Here is a 19602-nt window from a genome sequence, read left to right on the forward strand (position 1 = left end):
CCCCCAAGCACCGAAACCAACCCAAACCCCTCTCAGGGATTGAAACTATCTCTAGACTAAATGAACCATAGTCCATCGGCACCGAAACCAACCCAAACCCCTCTCAGGGATTGAAACAAGGACGGGTTCCATGGCATCGATAATCCTCAGCTACCGAAACCAACCCAAACCCCTCTCAGGGATTGAAACATGGCGATTATCCAGTCCACAACCAATATCCAACACCGAAACCAACCCAAACCCCTCTCAGGGATTGAAACACACAAGTTAGCCGTTCATCTTTACGATAAGGTTACCGAAACCAACCCAAACCCCTCTCAGGGATTGAAACCTCCAGGTACAGAGTATGGCTAGCATTAACTACCACCGAAACCAACCCAAACCCCTCTCAGGGATTGAAACAACGCCGAATACACAGAGAAAGTTTCGGCTATTGCTACCGAAACCAACCCAAACCCCTCTCAGGGATTGAAACCAGGTATCGAGATACCTAATCGAGGGTGGAGGGGCACCGAAACCAACCCAAACCCCTCTCAGGGATTGAAACAGAACAATCTCAACAATCAACCCCACCGCCACCCGACCGAAACCAACCCAAACCCCTCTCAGGGATTGAAACCCCAGGTAGGTGGCTGGAGCCAGCAAGGAATATCACCGAAACCAACCCAAACCCCTCTCAGGGATTGAAACGATTGTTGAGATTGTTCTAACAGCGATAATTGAGCTACCGAAACCAACCCAAACCCCTCTCAGGGATTGAAACAACCACTGTTCCAGGTACAATCGCGCCGCCAAAATACCGAAACCAACCCAAACCCCTCTCAGGGATTGAAACGACTAGTAGCGCTTCCATCTGGGATGAAAGAGCAGACCGAAACCAACCCAAACCCCTCTCAGGGATTGAAACCGAGGTGGCACGCTGTTCGGGAACACGATAGACAGCGGACCGAAACCAACCCAAACCCCTCTCAGGGATTGAAACCGCAACTAGCGATAGCCATGCTTTGCAGCTAGCCTACCGAAACCAACCCAAACCCCTCTCAGGGATTGAAACAGCTTCTACTTCCCCAGGATTGACGCGCCTGTGGTTACCGACCGAAACCAACCCAAACCCCTCTCAGGGATTGAAACAATGATTGTAGCTCTATCGCCACGGTTAGCGATTACACCGAAACCAACCCAAACCCCTCTCAGGGATTGAAACATCTTTTTCTCTGTGGACAGCGGTGCTAGCTACACGACCGAAACCAACCCAAACCCCTCTCAGGGATTGAAACACATGCTTCCTGCACGGCTGTATGGATATCAGCTTACCGAAACCAACCCAAACCCCTCTCAGGGATTGAAACTGGTTGACATCCTTGCACGGGAGATGGGCGATCTACCGAAACCAACCCAAACCCCTCTCAGGGATTGAAACATGAGAAAACAGGTGTATGTCGAACTCGACACCACCGAAACCAACCCAAACCCCTCTCAGGGATTGAAACATTAGCTGGGCGGAGGGGGTGTTCGACGAGCTGTCACCGAAACCAACCCAAACCCCTCTCAGGGATTGAAACAGATACACAGAGCATACAGTGGCGTTCACCTTCAGACCGAAACCAACCCAAACCCCTCTCAGGGATTGAAACAGAACATTGGCAAAAGCTAGCCCTGTCAGAGGGGACCGAAACCAACCCAAACCCCTCTCAGGGATTGAAACGTCGAATTGGGAACAGCTGGAGAGTTGTCCCCGGGACCGAAACCAACCCAAACCCCTCTCAGGGATTGAACTATTGTTAGAACTCGGGGACAATACTGCTTCGCTGATCAAAGCATCAATCGTGAGCGATCGACCCAACCAAATTCAGCCAAACACAATCTTTGAACTACGGGCAGGCCAAGACCAAAATCGGGCGATCATAAACCAGATTTTGCGGCGCGATCAGGAGCGAGGCAGCTAATGTCAGTTAGGGTGAATAGCTGAGGTTGGAGGCGCGATCGCAACCTGGCCAAAGCCCCTCAGAGACTGAAGCAAATGGTGACACCATGACTTAGCGCGGTTAGCTCTAGCTGGCATGACACAATAGAGATAGCTAGACATGGAACGCTGGATAGGTTCAGGAGATACAGATGGTAGTGCAAGTAAAGCCCTCGACCGACTATGAAGCTAAGACCCAGAAAATTGCTGAGACGCTGCTAGGGCTGACCCGCAATAATCGCTCCTGGCTGGCCCAAATGCGCGACCAGATGCGCTGGGATGACAAGCTGCTGGGCTTTGCGATGGCCAACCCAGGGCTGCGGGTACAGCTATTTCGGCTGATTGACTGTATGCCCGCGCTCGAAAGCAAAGCCGACGTCGCCTGCCACCTCCAGGAATATTTGGACGATCCCACGGTCGAGCTGCCTAGCGCCCTCAAAAGCCTGCTCAACTTTACCCAGCCCGACTCGATGCCGGGGCAGCTAGCGGCTTCGACCCTAAATACGGCGATGGAAACCCTGGCGAAGAAGTATATCGCTGGGGAAACGATTGAGCAGGCGATCAAAACCCTGACCCAGCTGCGGAAGCAGAAGATGACCTTCACCATCGACCTGCTGGGCGAAGCGGTGATGACCGAGACCGAGGCCGAAGCCTACCTACAGCGCTACCTGGACATGATGGAGCGGCTCGCCACGATGGTCGAAAAGTGGTCGCCCCTGGAAGGAATTGAGGCCGTAGACGGTCAGGTGCTGCCCCAGGCACAGGTGTCCGTGAAGCTTACCGCCTTCTATTCTCAGTTTGATCCGCTTGATCCGGAAGGCAGTCAGCAGCAGGTCAGCGATCGCATCCGCACCCTCCTGCGCCGGGCCGCCGAACTCGGGGTCGCAGTCCACTTCGACATGGAGCAGTATGTCTACAAAGACACTACGCTGTCCATCCTCAAGTCACTGCTGATGGAAGAGGAGTTTCGCCAGCGCGACGACGTCGGCATCACCCTCCAGGCCTACCTGCGCGACAGCTATCAGGATTTAGAAGACGTGATTGACTGGGCCAGAAAACGCGGCACGCCGCTCACGGTTCGGCTCATCAAGGGCGCTTACTGGGACCAGGAGACGATTAAGGCCATTCAAAACCACTGGCCGCAGCCGGTCTACAGCGAAAAAGAATCCACCGATGCCAACTTTGAGCGGATGACCGAGCGGCTGCTGGAAAACCACGAGCTGCTCTATGCCGCGATTGGCAGCCACAATGTGCGATCGCAGGCCCACGCTATGGCGATCGCTGAAACGCTGAAAATTCCCAAACGCCGGATTGAACTGCAGGTGCTCTACGGCATGGCCGACCCGCTGGCCACGGCCCTGGTGAAGCAGGACTACCGGGTGCGGGTCTACTGCCCCTACGGCGAGCTGATTCCCGGCATGGCCTACCTAATCCGACGGCTGCTGGAGAATACGGCCAATACCTCCTTCCTTCGCCAAAATTTTGAAGACCGCCCCACCGCAGAACTGATTGCCTCGCCGCAGATGGACCCCGACGATATGAAACCTTCCCCACCGTTGGGTACGCCCAACCAGTTTGACCAGGCCGCCGACAGCGACTACGCCCAGGCCGCAGCGCGGCAGGCTGCAGAAAAAGCGATGGCGACGGTGCGGCAGCAGCTGGGCCAGACCTACTGGCCAATCATTGCGGGCGAAGCGCTTGAGACAGAGACGGTAATCGATTCAGAGAATCCGGCCCAGCCGTCAGAAATTGTCGGTCGGGTAGGACAGATTACGGTCGAGCAGGCCGAACAGGCGATCGCGGCTGCCCGAGAAGCCTTCCCCAACTGGCGGCGCACCCCCGCCACGGAGCGGGCCGCCTGCCTGCGCCGAGCTGCTGACCTACTGGCCGAACGGCGGGCTGAGCTGTGCGCTTGGATGGTGCTGGAAGTGGGCAAGGTACTGCGCGAAGCCGATGGCGAGGTATCTGAGGCGATTGACTTCTGCCGCTACTATGCCAACGAAATGGAGCGGCTCGACCAGGGCGTCAACTACGATATCTCCGGCGAAAATAATCGCTACCGCTATTTTCCTCGCGGCATTGTGGTGGTGATCTCGCCGTGGAATTTCCCGCTGGCGATCGCGACCGGCATGACCGTAGCGGCCCTGGTGACAGGTAACTGTACGCTGCTAAAGCCCGCTGAGACGTCTTCAGTGATCGCCGCCAAGCTGGCTGAAATTCTAGTGGAGGCCGGGATTCCTAAAGGCGTCTTCCAGTTCGTGCCGGGCAAGGGCTCGACCGTAGGCGCGCATCTGGTGGGGCACCCCGACGTGCATATGATTGCCTTCACCGGCTCGCGTCAGGTGGGCTGCCAAATCTATGCCGACGCGGCCCAGCTGAAGCCAGGGCAAAAGCACCTGAAGCGGGTGGTGGCAGAGATGGGCGGCAAGAACGCGATTATTGTCGATCAAAGCGCCGATCTGGACCAGGCGGTCGCAGGCGTGGTGCAGTCGGCCTTTGGCTACAGCGGCCAGAAATGCTCGGCCTGCTCGCGGGTGATCGTACTGAATCAGGTCTATGACAACTTTGTTGCTCGACTCACCGAGGCGACCAAATCGCTCAACGTGGGTCTGGCCGAAGATTCGGGCGTGAAGGTGGGACCGGTGATCGATGGCAAAGCCCGCGATCGCATCTACGAATACATTGAGAAAGGCCGTCAGGAAGCCACCGTCGCCGTCAGCCAGCCCGTCCCAGAGGAGGGCTATTTCGTCGGGCCGACCGTCTTTGTAGACGTGGCCCCAGATGCCACGATCGCCCAGGAAGAGATTTTTGGCCCGGTGCTTGCGGTGATTAAAGCGGATAGCTTTGACCAGGCAATCGCGATCGCCAACGGCACCGACTATGCGCTGACCGGTGGCCTCTACTCCCGCACGCCGTCCCATATCGACCGGGCTCAGGCCGACTTCGAGGTCGGCAATCTCTATATCAACCGGGGCTGCACCGGTGCAATCGTCGCCCGCCAGCCCTTTGGTGGCTTCAAACTCTCCGGCGTCGGCTCCAAAGCGGGCGGCCCCGACTATCTGCAACAGTTCCTGGAACCCCGCGCAGTGACTGAGAATGTCCAGCGGCAGGGGTTTGCCCCAATTGAAGGCGTCGATAGTTAGGCGCTTTACAGTACGGCAGGGGGTGGCTATGGTCACCACTTGTCAAGCGTTGATCACGCTGAACTACTCTGCTTTTAAGCTCCTAAGGAGCTGTCTTGGGCGGGCAAACCTAATATCCTCGTACCGATCTGGGTACTGATTAAAGATATAGTGCTCATATTCGTACCAGTGCCTCTCCCCTTTCTCTTGATTACACTGGTAGCAAATCACCCATAGATTTCTAAAATCTAACGATAGCCAGGGATATTGAGCCCTAGGCAATTTGTGGTCGATAGTTTTCTTGTGGTGGCGGCTAAATCGCTCTCCGCATATGGGACAGTGGCTTTCTGAGTTGTCTCTAACCCATTCTCGGCTTTCCTCGGTAATACCGCATTCACTCTTGCCGTTAATGTATCGCCAAACGTCAAATTTCCGATATTCTTGAAAATCCTGCAAAGTTAATCTGCTGTAGCGTCTCTTGCCGACCTTGTCAGCCAGCTTGAAAAGGCTTTGGAGTGTCTTATCTGCTTCAGACATGGCAAGGATAATACCGCGAAGGGCTAGGTGCTGCTTTTTCGCATAGCTTTTACTGGCTTACGAGGCTGCTTGCTATAGTCAACAAACTCATATTCTGAATCTGAGTCTGGAAACTGCTTGTCAATCTGATTAGAAATCTCTTCAACCTCAGATCTGAGAGATCGATTAAACGCATCTATTTCCTCAGAAGTTTGATACTTGTTGCCAATTCGGTCAGCCTGCAGAAACAGGTCCTCAAGGCTGGGCTCGTCAGAATTAGAGGAGGACAGCAAGTCGTTGATCTTCTGATAAAGCTCAATCACATTATCCCAACCCACATTCCTGTAGCCGCTTTCCTTGAGCCATTCCTGCTCTTTTTTGGGCAGCTTACTTCTGCGGTTGGAATTAGATCGCTGTACTTCGCGATAGCCCATGCCGCTAAAGAGACGTTTTTTATTCCTTTGGCTCACCATATTGACAATCCTCTAACCCAAAGTCCAGCGGAACATGCGAATGAGCGCTTTACGGATTTCACTATCCTCATATTGCAGGAGCATTTTCGTATCTTGGGCCAGCCGCAGGCGGATTTGGTCAACCACATTTTTAAGTTCTTTGTTGTCCTTTTTGAGCTGGTCGTTCGCTTTAATCAGTTCTTCATTGTGGGCCGTTAGGGTTTGCAGATCCGAGCCTAAACCCTGATTTTCGGTAGCTAGCTGATCAATTTCGGCTTTAAAGGCCTGATTTTCTACTTGCAGCCGCTCATTTTTTTTCTCTGCCTGACTCCGCAGCTGGCCAAAATAGCGATTATTCGCTGAGAGTTCAATATTTTTCTCGATAAAGGACCTGATTACCCTTTCTGCGCTAGGTTGAGCGCTTAAAACATTCAGCAGGTTTTCACAGTCATCTGAGCTAAGCGACTGAGTAATATTCTTATTAATTCCATACTTTTCCTTTAGCGTAGCTTGAAGCCCACTCTTAGATGGCATTCGGCTTGTCCTCTGCAAGTCTTAGATCCAGGTTCCCAGTATTCCCAAATGGTGCAGACGATGCTTGCACATCGTAAAAGTCTTCATCCGTATAAATTTTTGATGTAGGTGTTTTGGGCCTCAAAATTTCGAGTCAGTTATATAGAAGTTCGCCTGTTCTAAGGAAATAATGCAAATTTCTCGCAAAGCCAGACTTGGGCGTAAGCGCCTATACAAAGCGCTGTCATCCAAAGTTAATTCAGAGATTGCCACGATTTCAGGAGTTCTACAGGCATTGGGTCTGCGGTCACAGGCTACTGAAATACAGCGGCTTGAACCATTTATGAGGTGATTAGTTCACTGCCTACAGCCGACACGATTGAGTAGTAAAACATAGGCTCGAACAGTAGCGATCGCGGCAATTCATTTGGCGACAGCATGAGCGTGTTCATAGGCTGCAACAACTGCTCTAAAGCTATCAATGTCCTATTCACGATTTGAACTGTTGGGCATAGAACTGGGCATAGCGACCTGCCTGAGCAATCAGCTCATCGTGGGTGCCCGATTCTAGGATTTCGCCCTGTTCCAGGAAAATAATCCGGTTGGCCCGGCGGATGGTGCTGAGGCGGTGGGCGATGACGAAGGCGGTGCGGTTTTGCATGACCCGTTCGAGGGCTTCCTGCACCAGGGCTTCTGACTCGGAGTCGAGAGCTGAGGTCGCTTCGTCAAGGATCAGAATGCGGGGGTTGAGCAGGACGGCGCGGGCGATCGCGATTCTCTGCCGCTGGCCGCCCGACAGGTTGACGCCGCGTTCGCCGACCCAGGTGTGGTAGCCCTGAGACAGCTGGCTGATGAAGTCGTGGGCATTGGCAATCTTGGCGGCAGCCGCGATCGCGTCATAGTCCAATTCCGTCTGGCCATAGGCAATATTCTGGGCCAGGGTACCGGAAAACAGCGTGGTTTCCTGGGGGACAATGCCAATCTGGCGGCGCAGGCTGGTGACCGTCACCTGCCGCAGATCGACACCATCCACCCGCACCTGACCCGCCTGCGGATCGTAGAAGCGCGCCAGCAGATTGACAATGGTAGTTTTACCTGCGCCCGACGGGCCGACCAATGCTACAACCTGGCCCGGTTCCACCAGCAGGCACAGATCTCGCAGGACCGGTTTGCCCGGCTCGTAGGCAAAGTCTACATGGCGATACTCCACCTTGCCCGTCACCCGAGGGAGCGTGATGGCATCGGCGTTTTGGTGCAGCGTCGGCGCGATCGCCATCAGCTCAAACACCCGTTCCACTGAAGCTTCGGTTTGCTTATAGGCATTGTAGTGTTGGGCAATTAGGTCAATTGGGTGAATTAGCAATACCACTGCGACCAAAAAGCTGACCAGCGCCTGGGGTTGCAAATTGCCCAGCGAAATTTGCCAGCCGCCCAGCAGAAACAGCAGCATGATGCTGATCGCTTCCAAAAAGCCGACCACCGGATACTGGATCGCCGTCAGGTGCTCAGTTCGGTACCTGGCCCGGCGGTTTTGCTCTGCCTCCTGGCTAAATCGGGCTACCTCATAGTCCTGGGCTGCGAACGCCTGCACCACTCGAATGCTGCCAAACACCTCGGTCATCAGCGCAGACAGGCTCGACATTTCGCTCTGACTGCGGCGTGAGAGCATCAGCAGCCTCTGGCCAAACAGGCTAATTAACCAGCCCATCAGCGGTGCGATAATCAGGCCCGCCAGCGTCAGCTGCCAGTTGAGATAGAAAATGTAAACGGTCAGGACAATCAGCTGTAAAACGCAGGAGATAAACTGCTGCGACATCTTGTTGACGACTTCGCCGATTCGGTCGATATCCTCCGTTAGCCGGTAGGCTAAATCACCCGTCTTTGCAGTGGCAAAATAGTCGATTCCCAGCCGATGCAGGTGCGCATAGACTCGCTGGCGCAGGCGCAGCACGACGGATAGAGAAGCGCGGATGGCCCAGACTTTTTCGCCGTAGAGAAAGATATTTTGGATCAGAAACACCAGCACCGCTAGCCCCATCCAGTAGGCCGTCTGGCGCACGTCGCCCTGGCTGATGGCGGTTGTCACCTGACCCGCCAGGTAGGGCAGCAGCGGCACGGTGACCACATAGCCCACCACGCAGACAAAGGTACGCAAGAAATTAGGCCACTGCGATCGCAGATCGGGCCAAAGCTGCCGGTAGCTACCTGCAATCATACGGCGGTCATATCGCCGCAGTCGGCTGTGACGAGCTCAAGCTGGGCCAAAATCAGCTGGGCAATACGGCTAGACGCGCCTAGCGGGCCAAACCGACGCTGGCCGTTTTCCACACAAGCGCTTAGATAGTCCTTATCCGCCAGCGTTTTGACTAGGCAGCGGGCCGCCGCTGAGAGAATTTCGGCATCGGCGGAGCGAGTTCCCACCGTTTGGGCCGACAGCCCCAGCAGCCGGGTCTGGGCTTCGGCAAAGGCATAGGTGAACTGCGGCCCCTCGCCGGGAATCTGAATCACCGGCTTGCCAATCGCCACCGCCTGGTCTACGGCCAGACCGGCCATGCCAATCACCAACGACGTCCGGCAGACAATATCGCTAAAGGCATCGTCCAGGCAGAGAATGTCTACCGGGGTCCCCTGGCTGTTATAGCTGAGCCAGGAATGCTCGTAGCGCCAGCCTTCCGCCTGAGCAATCTCCGGCAGTAGGGCGTACAGGGCCGGAACCAGCGCCGCCCGGTACTGGATCGCCGGGTTCAGCCTGGCCGTTTCAATCACCAGCCGCAGCTGGAGCTTAAAATTACGCACCGCCTCCGGCAGGCGCGACCCCGGCAGCAGGGCCACCATCGGCTGCTCGGGCCGCAGCTGAAGGTCCTTACCCGTGGGTTTGAGCCGATCTAGGGAAGGAATGCCGCCAAACTGGGCTTTAGTGAATCCCTGTCGCTGCAAATCGATAGCGGTGGCTGAGTCACGGGTCGCGATCGCGCGGCACCGGGGCGATCGTAAAATATTCTGCAAAATTAGCCCCAGCTTGAGCTGGCCTTCGTACATCGCCGACAGCGGCGAAATGAATGAGACAAAAGGGCGATCGCTCAGGTAGGCAAAGGTCTGACCGACAAAATCTCCGGTGGCCGCCACCAGGTCGCAGCTGGGCGCATACCGTCGCACTGCCTGTAGCTGCCGCCAGGTCAGGCCCAGCAGCCCCGACCGCAGGTCATCCAGCAGCCGCCAGCGATCCATGTAGGTAAACCCGCCCGAGGGTAGGATTTGGGTCGGTCCGATAATCGGCAGCCCCAGCCGCCGATAGGCATGACCCTGACCGACAATCGGCATCGCCGCAATTTCCAGGGACGGGCGCAGGTCTTGCAGCGTGCGGATAATGTGGGAAGAGTGGTTGTCTTCCCCATGGCCGTTACTGATAAATAAAATTCGCTGAGACATCGGGAACGACAGCGCGAACGGTTTGGCTGCTTCGATACGATAGCGCTGTAGCCGCTCGGTTCGCAAATAGCCCAAGGCCATCGTAAAATCTGTCATAGGCTTATTTGCTAGGCTACATATCTAACGCTTACGTTGCCGTTCTAGACCGCAGCCTCTTTACCGTCATGATTTTTGCATCCTCAGTCATTCCCCAGGCGATCTCTACCGCTCCAACCGTGACTCGGGAACGCGACCAGCAGGTCGTCAAGAAGCGCTATCCTAACTACAAAATTATTGTGCTCAATGACGACTTCAATACGTTTCAGCACGTGGCCGAAACGCTGATGAAGTGCATCCCCAATATGACCGGCGATGTTGCCTGGGACCTGACAAATCGCATCCATTTCGAGGGTCAGGCAGTGGTATGGACGGGACCGCTAGAGCAGGCCGAGCTTTACCATAGCCAGCTGACCCGGGCAGGTCTGACCATGGCCCCATTAGAAAAAGCCTAGCCATATTGCTGAGAAAAAACCTAGCCATACTGCTAGGCGATCGCACCCTGACCCCGTGGTATACGACGCTGTGGCAGTTTCAGCCTTAGGTCCGTTGACAGTTTCTGTCCTGTGAAAACTCGCGGCGGTTTCTTTGGATTAGCCCTCGGGGCTGCCAAAAGCCTGCCTGGGGGGAATCTGAATCACAAACTCTGTGCCCTGGCCTGGAGTAGATTGACAGGTGAGGCTGCCGCCGTGCCGTTCGGTAATGATCTGATAGCTAATTGAGAGTCCTAGCCCCGTGCCTTGCCCCACTGGCTTAGAGGTAAAGAACGGATCGAAGATGCGGGGCTGAATTTCCACAGGGATGCCCGGGCCACTATCCGCGATCGCAATCCGAATGTCGCCATTGGCCAGCTGCTCAGTCTGGACCTGGATTTGGGGAGCGCGGTCGGGCTCGGCCCTCTGATCAATGGCATCGATCGCATTGGTCAGCAGGTTCATAAATACCTGGTTGAGCTCACCGACGTAGCAGCCTACCGCTGGTAGCTTGCCATACTGCTTCACCACCTTAATTTCAGACCGATGGGGCTGACGATTGAGCCGATGGGTCAAAATCATTAGCGTACTGTCAATGCCCTCATGCAGGTCTACCGTTTTCACCCCAACCTCATCCAGCCGCGAAAAGTTTCGCAGGCTTTCGACAATGGCCTGAATTCGCTCTGCACCCGATTCCATCGAAGCCATCAGCCTGGGCAGGTCGTCCACCAGATAATCCAACTCAATGTCAGCGATATACTGCTGCAGCTCTGCATCAGCCTGGGGCAGCTTTTGCTGATAGAGCCGAATCAGGCCAATCAGATCCTGCATTTGCGCATGGGCATGGGGAACGTTGCCCCGAATAAAGCTCACCGGATTGTTGATTTCGTGCGCAATCCCCGCCACCAGCTGACCCAGCCCGGCCATTTTCTCGCCGTGGATCAGCTGGCTTTGAGTTTTTCGCAGGTCATTTAGCGCCGTTTGTAGCTTCGCTGCCTGGGTCTGAGTTTGCTGAAGCAATTCCGCCTGCTGTAGCGCAATCCCGAGCTGGGTGCCAACCTGGGTCAGCAGATCGATTTCTTCAGCCTGCCACTGGCGCGGGCCAGAGTTTTGGAACGCGGCAAGCAGCCCCCACAGCTTTTGATTGCAGTAGATTGCAAAAATAGCATAGGCCTGGGCCCGGTAGCTTTCTAGCGACTTGATATAGCAATCGCTAAATCCCGCGGCGTAAATATCATCGCAGACCCGAAACAGCTCGCCCCGGCTGAAGCGACCGCCCTGGGTCTCTTGCAAATAGGTGTCGGTATCGGGCATGGTCGCCAGCGACTTGAGGCTACATTCGCTGATATTGGCGTTTAGCTCTGGCTGCTGGGTTTGCTCATACATCAGTGAATTCCAGCCATCGGCCACGGCCTCGAAGACAAATTCGCCGCTCCAGTCGTTATTGAACCGATAGATCACGACCCGCTCTGCCCCAATCAGCTGCCGCACCTCTTGGGTTGTGGTTTCAAAGATGGTTGGGATATCTAGCGAACGCCGGATTTTATCAACGGTTTGAGTAATCAGCCGCTGGCGTTGTAGCTCTGCGCTGGCTGAGGGCGGCGTTGGATAGGAATCAGGCAGCGGGAACGACGCGGCTTGTACCATTGGGGTTGAAGGGCTGTAGAGAGTTTGACGATACGGCAGTTGAACGTTGGGGCGATTATCTGACTCGGCCCTGGCTCAGCTGATTTAGCAATAGAGTACCCAGTTCAAGCGTCTTAACAGAGATTGCCTGCGAGCAGGCTGTAAAGCTTTCGCAAAGTTTGCTAAAACTAACGATGCCCCCTTTGCACCTCGGGAGATTCACCCTTGCCTGCCGCGATCCCTCTCTACCTGGTTGATGAAACCCAAATCAAAAGAGATTATGACGACCAGTCTACCTGGCTAAACATGTCTGGCTTTACCGGTAAAGCAGGAACCCACTGCCTGATTCCTAATGGGTCTGGCGGTTTGGAGAAAGTCCTGGTTGGCAAGCCCGAGCCACTGGACATCTGGACGCTGGGTGGGGCAGCCCAAAGTCTGCCGCCGCAAACTTATAGGCTGGCTGACTCGCTTTCTGCCGACGTTGCCACGCGGCTATGCCTGGGCTGGCAGCTGGGTCAGTACCGCTTCGACCGGTATAAGCAGGCCGACTCTCAACCGCTACCCGAGCTGATTTTTCCCGAGCAGGCCGACCAAGACTACATCGCCGCCGCGACCCAGGCCACCTTCCTGGTACGCGATTTAATCAATACGCCGGCCAGCGATATGGGGCCTGGCCAGCTCGAAGCAGCGGCCTGTCAGCTGGCCCTGTCCCACGGCGCAGTCTGCCAGGTGATTGCGGGTGAAGACCTGCTGGCGCAGCAGTACCCGATGATCTACGCCGTCGGCAAAGCAAATGAGCAGCCGCCGCGGCTGATTGACATTCACTGGGGTGCCCCCGATGCCCCCAAAGTCACCTTGGTGGGCAAGGGCGTCTGCTTTGATACCGGCGGCGTCAACGCCAAATCCGCCAGCGGCATGAAGCTGATGAAAAAAGATATGGGCGGCGCGGCTCAGGTGCTGGGGCTGGCCAGCCTGATTATGCAGCAGGGCCTAGCCGTCCGGCTGCGGGTGCTGGTGCCGGCGGTGGAAAACAGCATTGGCGGCAACGCCATGCGCCCTTCCGACGTGCTGACTTCGCGCAAGGGTATCACCGTAGAAGTGGGCAATACCGACGCTGAAGGTCGCTTAGTTCTGGCCGATGCGCTTTGGGAAGCGAGCAGCGAAACGCCTCAGCTGCTGATTGACTGCGCCACGCTCACCGGTGCTGCCAGAGTCGCTGTGGGGGCAGAGCTACCGGCCTTTTTCTGCAATGATCAGGCCATGGCCGAAGCCCTACAGCAGGCTGGGCTAGCGGTTGACGATCCGCTCTGGCAGCTGCCGCTGCATTCCCCCTACCGGGCCATGCTAGATAGCAAAATTGCCGACATTAGCAACATCTCTAACTCATCCTACGGTGGCGCGATTACCGCAGCGTTGTTCCTTCAGGAATTTACCCAGCCCGATATTGCCTGGATTCACGTTGACTTTATGGCTTACAACACGCGCAACCTGCCGGGTCGGCCCGAGGGCGGCGAAGCCATGGGACTGCGATCGCTCTTTGCCCTAATCAAAGATCGGGTCGCCGCCTAAGCCGCCTGCGGTCTCAGCTTGGCTCGAAAGATCAGCAGTAGGCCAAAATTGAGGCATAGGATCGGGAGCACCAGCAGAATCAGCGACTGCCAGCCAAAACGAGCAAACAAAATGCCGGAGCTGAGCGAGCCCAGGGTATTACAGAGATAGATCAGCGTATCATTCAATCCTTGAGCAAAGGATTTTTTGTCGGCAGGCACGCTTTTGGTCAGTAGGTCGGTGGCGCCGATGTAGACAAAATTCCAGCCGAGACCGAGTAAGACCAGCGCGCTGAGAAAGTAAGCATAGCTCTGACCGCTCAGGGCGATGAAGCCGCAGGCAAACAGGAAAAGCAGACCGACCAACATGACAGAGACAGTCCCCACAGCTTTGATAATGCGCCCCGTGAAAAACGACGGGAAGTACATGGCGAAAATATGCCACTGAATCACCGACGTAGCAGCCGCGAAAGGCAGGCCAGCCCCCTGCTCAATCGCTAGGGGAGCCGCGTTCATAATTAGCGTCATCGTCCCATAGCCGACCGCGCCAGACAAAACAGCCATCAAAAAAGGAATGCGGGTCAGCAGCGACCCTGAAAAGCCCGATGCGGCAACCGCTGGAATAGCCGGAGCCGCATCGGCGCGATAAAAGCAGAAGAAGAGAAGTCCCTGGAGCAGACAGAGCAGCGCGATCGCGCCCCCCGCTGCGCTAAACTCCACGACCCAGAAGTCGCGAGTCAGCCGGGCTAGGCCGGGGCCTAAAAAGGCCGCCACAATTCCACCGACCAACACCAGTGAGATGGCCTGGGACTGTCGCTCTGGCGGCGCAATCTCAACGGCCGAAAAGCGAAAATACTGGGCAAAGGCATTCTCAAAACCCAGCAGCAGCGTGCTCAGACAGAACAGCCAAAAGCTAGCCTGAACAATCGCATAGACAGCTAGCAGGCCGCCCAGCACGCCAATGGCTGACCCAATCAAAAAGCCCCTGCGCCGCCCTAATCCGTTGCTCAAATAAGAGGCCGGAAACAGCATCATAAACGTCCCCAAAACCTGCGCGCTGATTGGCAGCGTCGCCAGGGCTGGGCTGGGGGCAAGCCGGTACCCCACAATTCCCCCCATGCTAACGACTAAGACAACAACGCTCATCGCTAGGGCCTGATTGACGATCAGCGTTGCTAGGCTAGCCTGATAGGGCTGATTTGTGGCCATTAAAATCCTCTACTCGGGCAGTCGCCGCTGGACGGGGGCGCGTTTCCCCAGGGTAACGCTGGCGACGACTAGACAGGCCGCGAAAATGGTGATTGGGGTAATGGTTTCACCCAGCAGTAGGGCGGCGGCCAAAATCGTCAAAAACGGCTGGAGCAGCTGCATCTGCCCAACCCGAGCAACGCCGCCCAGGGCTAGCCCATGGTACCAGGGGATGAAGGCCAGAAACTGACTGATCAAACCGACGTAGGCAAAGCCGAGCCAGGCTGTTGGGGAAGCTGCTAACCCGTGAGCTGCGATCGACTGAGCGAAGGGCAGCAATTCAAACGGCGCGCCCAGGAGCAAGGCCCAGCTGATCACCTGCCAGCCGCCCAGCGTTTGTGCCAGTCGGCCTCCTTCGGCATAGCCCAGCGCTGCCGCCACAACGGCCCCCACCAGCGCTAAATCGGCTAGATGAAGCTGACCCGCGCCGGAAGCAAGACCAAAGCCGACGACGGTCAGGCTGCCGACTAGGCTGGCCAGCCAGAATCCTGACGAAGGCCGGTCACCCGCCCGAAGCACTCCCGCGATCGCGGTTGCCAGCGGCAGCAGGCCCAGTACCACCGCACCGTGAGCCGAGGGCAGCCGCTCCATCGCCCAGGCCGTCAGCAGCGGAAAGCCCAGCACAATTCCGACAGCGACGATCAGCAAACTGCGAATTTGCTGACGCGACGGTCGCGGCTGATGGGTGAGATAGAGCGCGATCGCAGCCACTATAGCTGCAACTACGCCGCGTCCCAGTCCGACAAAAATAGGGTCAAAGTCAGCCACCGCCGCCCGAGTCGCGGGCAGCGTCAGGCTAAAACCAGCGACGCCGATGAAGCCGTAGAGCAGACCCAGGGTTTCGCTGGGCTTGGAGGTAGGAAGGGAACTCATGATAATGGCTATCCTTGCAGGGTTCTCCTAACTCTGGCCGATGGTTGACTGGCCCGTGAAGATACGGATCGGGACACTTTGACCATGACAGTCGCTAAGATTGCCAACTGCTATGGTCAAATCGTTTCAAACTGCCATAGGTCAAGGCTGCATGAATCGTCTACATTGGCGGTAGTGCTGTCTGAGGTGCTGCGGTGAAAATTCTGCTCGATCGTCAATCGGCTCGACCGCTGTATCTCCAAATTCGCGATCGCGTCCAGCGCCTGATTCGGTCCGGTGCGCTTCAGCCGGGCAGCCGCCTACCCTCCATTCGGGCACTCGCCCGGGAAATTCGGGTCAGCCCACTGACGGTGACCGAAGCCTATGGAATGCTGGAGGGAGACGATCTGGTCTACGCTCAGCCCGGCTCGGGTTACTTTGTGCGCGTTCCACCGGCTGAAGTTCCGGCGGCTACGTCAGCTTTCGCCCCAGCCCAGACGGTGATTATTCAGGAACCGCAGCAGAGCGGCTTTTGCGAGCAGTTTACCGCCTCGTCGCAGCTTCAGGCCCGGCCCGACCTGATTGACTTTAGCTCTGGGTTTCCCCACCTGGGTGAACAAAAAGATTTTGCCCGTCTGGCCAGACGGGCCGTCAGCCAGTCCAAAGATACGCTATTGCGCTACGGCCTGCCCCAGGGACAGCCGATTCTGCGACAGCAGATTACTCAACTGCTGGTGCAGCAGGGGCTGGCGGTGGCCCCAGAGCAGCTGCTGATTACCAATGGCTCCCAGCAGGGGCTAGCGCTGGCGATGCAGTACTACCTCAAACCGGGGGACTGGGTGATTGTGGAATCGCCGACCTATCACGGCGCGATCGCGCTTCTAGAAACCCTGGGTGCCCGTATCGTTGGCATTCCCATGCAGGCCGACGGGATCAATCTAACGCTTCTAGAACAGTATCTCCACAGCCATCGGCCCCGGCTAATTTATACCATCAGCACGCTGCATAACCCGACCGGCATTACGACTCCCTCAGACCACCGCCAGCAGCTGATCGCCATCGCCAATCGCTATGACTGCCTCGTTTTGGAAGACAACGCCTACGAGGGGCTGCATTTTGAACCGGTGCCGCCGCCGCTCAAAGCCTTCGACCCGCATGACCGCGTCACCTATGTCGGGACGTTTTCTAAAACCCTGATGCCCGGTCTGCGGGTGGGTTATCTGGTTGCGCCAGAGGCCCACCGTCAGGGGCTGCTGCGGCAGATGCTGCTGCATGATTTTCACGTCGCTACTCTTTCTCAGGCGGTGGTCAGCGAATATCTGGCCACGGGCTACTATCGCCGTCACCTGGATCGGCTGCGGATGCAGAATCGACAAAACCGCGATCGCATGTTGCAAGCTCTATCCCAGCATTTTCCCGACGGCACCACCTGGACGATTCCCCAGGGCGGCTTCTTTCTATGGGTGCATCTCCCCGAGCCCTTCCCGATCCAACGTATCAGCCAGGCCGCGCTGCAGCAGGGCGTTCTAATTGCCTGTGGTTCAGCGTTTTTTCCTAAACAGCAAGGCTATCCAGCCCTGCGGCTAAATTTCTCGCTGCCGCCGGAAGAAATTGTTAAAGGGATTGCTATTCTCGGTCGTTTGCTCCAGCAGCATCGGATTGCTGCCCTCCGTCCGGACCGCGCCTCAAACTCAGAACGGAAACGATATCGAGTTCGGTAAATACGGCCAAAAATTCTGTTGAACCGGAATGTCGCTCACCAAACAAGAGCGCTATTGTTGAACTGTGGATATCAAAGGATATCTGCAACACCGAATTTAATTAACGCTGTTTTGAGGAGCTTAAAACTATGGCACTTGTACGCTGGCAACCCTTCCAGGAAATGGGAGATCTGCAAAGGCAAATGAACCGCCTATTCGACGATATGGTCGCCCCTGCTGACCGCCGCGATGGCGTAGGCGCGCTCTTCTCGCCTGCGGCGGAACTAGAAGAGAATGAGGATGCCTATCATCTGAAGCTAGAGGTTCCAGGCATGGAGCCGGGTGATATCAACGTCGATGTCACCGCCGAAGCTGTTGCGATTACCGGTGAGCGCAAGTCTGAGCAAAAGACCGAGAACAAAGGCATGACCCGCACGGAGTTCCGCTACGGTAAATTCCAGCGGGTGATTCCCCTGCCGGGCCGGATCAATCACCAAAACGTGTCTGCTGATTATAAGAACGGCGTGCTCAATCTCAACCTACCCAAAGCCGAAGACGAAAAGAACAAAGTCGTCAGAGTTAACATCGGCCAGTAGCTGAGCGAGAACGCCCTTCGCAAGCTCTGACTAAACTTGCCTCATCTTTCAGAGTGGTTGCTGATAGCAACCACTCTGTTTTTATGCTTTTGCTTCCAAACACCAAACTTAGTAGCCAGTCCAGTATTGAATTCGAACAGTAGCGCGGTAGGATTGGTATCGCTGCTCGCCGTGCTAAATGTGACTGAGTCTCTTCTAGAAATTATTGAGCAGCCGCCGCATCAGGTTTGGCGGCTGCGGCCTCGGGGTGATGGGCTACAGGGGCGAATTCAGGTGCCGGGGGATAAGTCGATATCGCATCGGGCGCTGATGCTGGGCGCGATCGCGCAGGGCACCACCCGCATTCAAGGGCTGCTGCTGGGCGAAGACCCCCGCAGTACGGCTCGCTGCTTTCAGATGATGGGAGCAAAGCTCTCTGATTTAGAAGGCGAATGGGTAACGGTGGAGGGCGTCGGCGGACAGCTGCGGGAACCGGCAGCGGTCCTCGACGCGGGCAACTCCGGGACGACCCTGCGGCTGATGCTGGGGCTGCTGGCCTCACAGCCGGAGCGGTTTTTCTGCGTGACCGGGGATGAATCTTTGCGATCGCGACCTATGTCCCGCGTGATCCTGCCCTTGACTCGAATGGGCGCAGCGATTTGGGGACGGCAGGGCCATACTTTAGCGCCGCTGGCCGTGCAGGGCCAGTCCCTTAGGCCGATTCACTACCATTCGCCGATTGCTTCGGCCCAGGTCAAATCCTGTATTCTGCTGGCTGGGCTCGGCATAGACGGACAGACCACCGTCACTGAGCCCAGCCTCTCCCGCGACCACAGTGAGCGGATGCTGCGGGCCTTCGGGGCCGAGATTACGACGGATACCGAAACCCACAGCGTCACCGTCAGCGGCCCGGCCCGGCTTCAGGGGCAGACGGTGGTGGTGCCAGGCGACATTAGCTCGGCGGCGTTTTGGCTGGTGGCGGCGGCGACGGTGCCGGGCTCGGATTTGCTAATTGAGAACGTCGGGGTCAATCCCACCCGCACGGGTGTGCTCGAAGCGTTGCAGCACATGGACGCCGACATTACCTTAGTGAATGAGCGCCAGGTGACCGGCGAGCCCGTCGCCGACCTGCGGGTGCGCTATCGTCCGCTCAAGGCCTGCAAGCTAGCGGGCGACCTGATTCCCCGGCTGATTGATGAGGTGCCGATTCTAGCCGTCGCGGCGCTGGCGGCCCGGGGAACGACCGTAATTCGCGACGCGGCTGAGCTGCGGGTGAAAGAAAGCGATCGGCTGGCGGTGATGGCAACCCAGCTTGGCAAAATGGGGGGACAGGTGACTGAGCTACCGGACGGGCTGGAAATTACCGGCGGGGTTCCCCTAAAAGGCGCTGAAGTCGATAGCCATACGGACCATCGGATTGCCATGGCGCTCGCGATCGTGGCCCTCCAGGCTCAGGGTGCCACCCAGATCAGCCGCGCCGAAGCCGCTGCCGTTTCCTATCCGACCTTCAGCCAAACTCTGGCCCAGGTCTGCCGCTAGCAGGTGCGAAA

General features: G+C 56.6%; 14 protein-coding genes, 1 pseudogene and 1 CRISPR repeat array. Of the genes and pseudogenes, 7 read left to right on the forward strand and 8 right to left on the reverse strand.

The annotated features are described in order from the left end of the window. Positions 1-9: 9 nt before the first annotated feature. A CRISPR array of direct repeats spans positions 10-1777; the repeat unit is 37 nt; unit sequence ACCGAAACCAACCCAAACCCCTCTCAGGGATTGAAAC. Positions 1778-2115: 338 nt separating this feature from the next. Then, positions 2116-5106 carry an L-glutamate gamma-semialdehyde dehydrogenase gene (gene pruA, locus IQ241_RS06490; protein ID WP_193905609.1) on the forward strand — a complete coding sequence of 997 codons (2991 nt, stop codon included), beginning with the start codon at positions 2116-2118 and terminating at the stop codon, positions 5104-5106. A gap of 63 nt (positions 5107-5169) precedes the next feature. On the opposite strand, the gene IQ241_RS26390 is transcribed toward pruA, so the two are convergent. From IQ241_RS26390 to IQ241_RS06505, 3 genes are read right to left on the reverse strand one after another with little or no spacing between them, the layout of a single operon-like run. Beyond that, positions 5170-5622 carry an HNH endonuclease gene (locus tag IQ241_RS26390; protein WP_193905610.1) on the reverse strand — a complete coding sequence of 151 codons (453 nt, stop codon included), beginning with the start codon at positions 5620-5622 and terminating at the stop codon, positions 5170-5172. Between the two features lie 23 nt (positions 5623-5645). Beyond that, a complete protein-coding gene (locus tag IQ241_RS06500; RefSeq protein WP_193905611.1) occupies positions 5646-6074 on the reverse strand; it encodes a hypothetical protein in 429 nt (142 codons plus the stop codon). A gap of 12 nt (positions 6075-6086) precedes the next feature. Next, complete coding sequence (locus IQ241_RS06505) at positions 6087-6587, reverse strand: hypothetical protein (RefSeq protein WP_193905612.1); 501 nt, start codon at positions 6585-6587, stop codon at positions 6087-6089. Between the two features lie 163 nt (positions 6588-6750). Here IQ241_RS06505 and IQ241_RS26395 point away from each other — a divergent pair. Further along, a pseudogene (locus IQ241_RS26395) lies at positions 6751-6918 on the forward strand (helix-turn-helix domain-containing transcriptional regulator); the annotation flags it as partial. 138 nt (positions 6919-7056) lie between these two features. Here the strand turns inward: IQ241_RS26395 and IQ241_RS06510 are convergent. Both IQ241_RS06510 and IQ241_RS06515 read right to left on the reverse strand, forming a co-directional pair. Further along, positions 7057-8781: an ABC transporter ATP-binding protein gene (locus IQ241_RS06510; protein ID WP_193905613.1), complete on the reverse strand. Its 1725-nt coding sequence runs from the start codon at positions 8779-8781 to the stop codon at positions 7057-7059. Further along, positions 8778-9995 (reverse strand): lipid-A-disaccharide synthase-related protein, encoded by a 1218-nt coding sequence (locus IQ241_RS06515; protein WP_193905692.1) that lies wholly within the window; start codon positions 9993-9995, stop codon positions 8778-8780. Before IQ241_RS06515 ends, IQ241_RS06510 begins: the two co-directional genes overlap by 4 nt. 164 nt (positions 9996-10159) lie before the next feature. Here IQ241_RS06515 and clpS point away from each other — a divergent pair, with 164 nt between their 5' ends. Then, positions 10160-10486 (forward strand): ATP-dependent Clp protease adapter ClpS, encoded by a 327-nt coding sequence (clpS, locus tag IQ241_RS06520; RefSeq protein WP_193905614.1) that lies wholly within the window; start codon positions 10160-10162, stop codon positions 10484-10486. A 138-nt stretch (positions 10487-10624) separates the two neighbouring features. On the opposite strand, the gene IQ241_RS06525 is transcribed toward clpS, so the two are convergent. Further along, positions 10625-12151, reverse strand: a complete 1527-nt coding sequence (locus IQ241_RS06525) for a GAF domain-containing sensor histidine kinase (RefSeq protein ID WP_193905615.1) — start codon at positions 12149-12151, stop codon at positions 10625-10627. Between the two features lie 204 nt (positions 12152-12355). On the opposite strand from IQ241_RS06525, the gene IQ241_RS06530 reads away from it, so the two are divergent. Next, positions 12356-13699 carry a leucyl aminopeptidase family protein gene (locus tag IQ241_RS06530; RefSeq protein ID WP_193905616.1) on the forward strand — a complete coding sequence of 448 codons (1344 nt, stop codon included), beginning with the start codon at positions 12356-12358 and terminating at the stop codon, positions 13697-13699. Here IQ241_RS06530 and IQ241_RS06535 read toward each other — a convergent pair. Further along, a complete protein-coding gene (locus tag IQ241_RS06535) occupies positions 13696-14886 on the reverse strand; it encodes an MFS transporter (RefSeq protein WP_193905617.1) in 1191 nt (396 codons plus the stop codon). The two genes, IQ241_RS06530 and IQ241_RS06535, sit on opposite strands and share 4 nt — an antisense overlap. Before the next feature lie 9 nt (positions 14887-14895). Continuing rightward, positions 14896-15798 (reverse strand): DMT family transporter, encoded by a 903-nt coding sequence (locus IQ241_RS06540; RefSeq protein ID WP_193905618.1) that lies wholly within the window; start codon positions 15796-15798, stop codon positions 14896-14898. A gap of 194 nt (positions 15799-15992) precedes the next feature. Between IQ241_RS06540 and pdxR the strand changes: the two genes are divergently transcribed. The 3 genes from pdxR to aroA all read left to right on the forward strand — a co-directional run bounded on the left by pdxR (position 15993) and on the right by aroA (position 19591). Beyond that, entirely contained in the window at positions 15993-17498 is a 1506-nt protein-coding gene (pdxR, locus tag IQ241_RS06545) for a MocR-like pyridoxine biosynthesis transcription factor PdxR (RefSeq protein ID WP_193905619.1), read from the forward strand. Between the two features lie 128 nt (positions 17499-17626). Beyond that, complete coding sequence (locus tag IQ241_RS06550) at positions 17627-18073, forward strand: Hsp20/alpha crystallin family protein (protein WP_193905620.1); 447 nt, start codon at positions 17627-17629, stop codon at positions 18071-18073. 201 nt (positions 18074-18274) lie between these two features. Continuing rightward, complete coding sequence (aroA, locus tag IQ241_RS06555; protein WP_390622421.1) at positions 18275-19591, forward strand: 3-phosphoshikimate 1-carboxyvinyltransferase; 1317 nt, start codon at positions 18275-18277, stop codon at positions 19589-19591. The last annotated feature ends 11 nt before the right edge of the window (positions 19592-19602 follow it).

Source organism: Vasconcelosia minhoensis LEGE 07310 (assembly GCF_015207255.1).
GTDB classification, from domain to species: Bacteria; Cyanobacteriota; Cyanobacteriia; order Phormidesmidales; family Phormidesmidaceae; genus Vasconcelosia; species Vasconcelosia minhoensis.

Coding starts and splice junctions, on each gene's coding strand:
- pruA (WP_193905609.1), top strand. CDS start 2,116: ATGGTAGTGCAAGTAAAGCCCTCGACCGACTATGAAGCTAAGACCCAG.
- IQ241_RS26390 (WP_193905610.1), bottom strand. CDS start 5,622: ATGTCTGAAGCAGATAAGACACTCCAAAGCCTTTTCAAGCTGGCTGAC.
- IQ241_RS06500 (WP_193905611.1), bottom strand. CDS start 6,074: ATGGTGAGCCAAAGGAATAAAAAACGTCTCTTTAGCGGCATGGGCTAT.
- IQ241_RS06505 (WP_193905612.1), bottom strand. CDS start 6,587: ATGCCATCTAAGAGTGGGCTTCAAGCTACGCTAAAGGAAAAGTATGGA.
- IQ241_RS06510 (WP_193905613.1), bottom strand. CDS start 8,781: ATGATTGCAGGTAGCTACCGGCAGCTTTGGCCCGATCTGCGATCGCAG.
- IQ241_RS06515 (WP_193905692.1), bottom strand. CDS start 9,995: ATGTCTCAGCGAATTTTATTTATCAGTAACGGCCATGGGGAAGACAAC.
- clpS (WP_193905614.1), top strand. CDS start 10,160: ATGATTTTTGCATCCTCAGTCATTCCCCAGGCGATCTCTACCGCTCCA.
- IQ241_RS06525 (WP_193905615.1), bottom strand. CDS start 12,151: ATGGTACAAGCCGCGTCGTTCCCGCTGCCTGATTCCTATCCAACGCCG.
- IQ241_RS06535 (WP_193905617.1), bottom strand. CDS start 14,886: ATGGCCACAAATCAGCCCTATCAGGCTAGCCTAGCAACGCTGATCGTC.
- IQ241_RS06540 (WP_193905618.1), bottom strand. CDS start 15,798: ATGAGTTCCCTTCCTACCTCCAAGCCCAGCGAAACCCTGGGTCTGCTC.
- IQ241_RS06550 (WP_193905620.1), top strand. CDS start 17,627: ATGGCACTTGTACGCTGGCAACCCTTCCAGGAAATGGGAGATCTGCAA.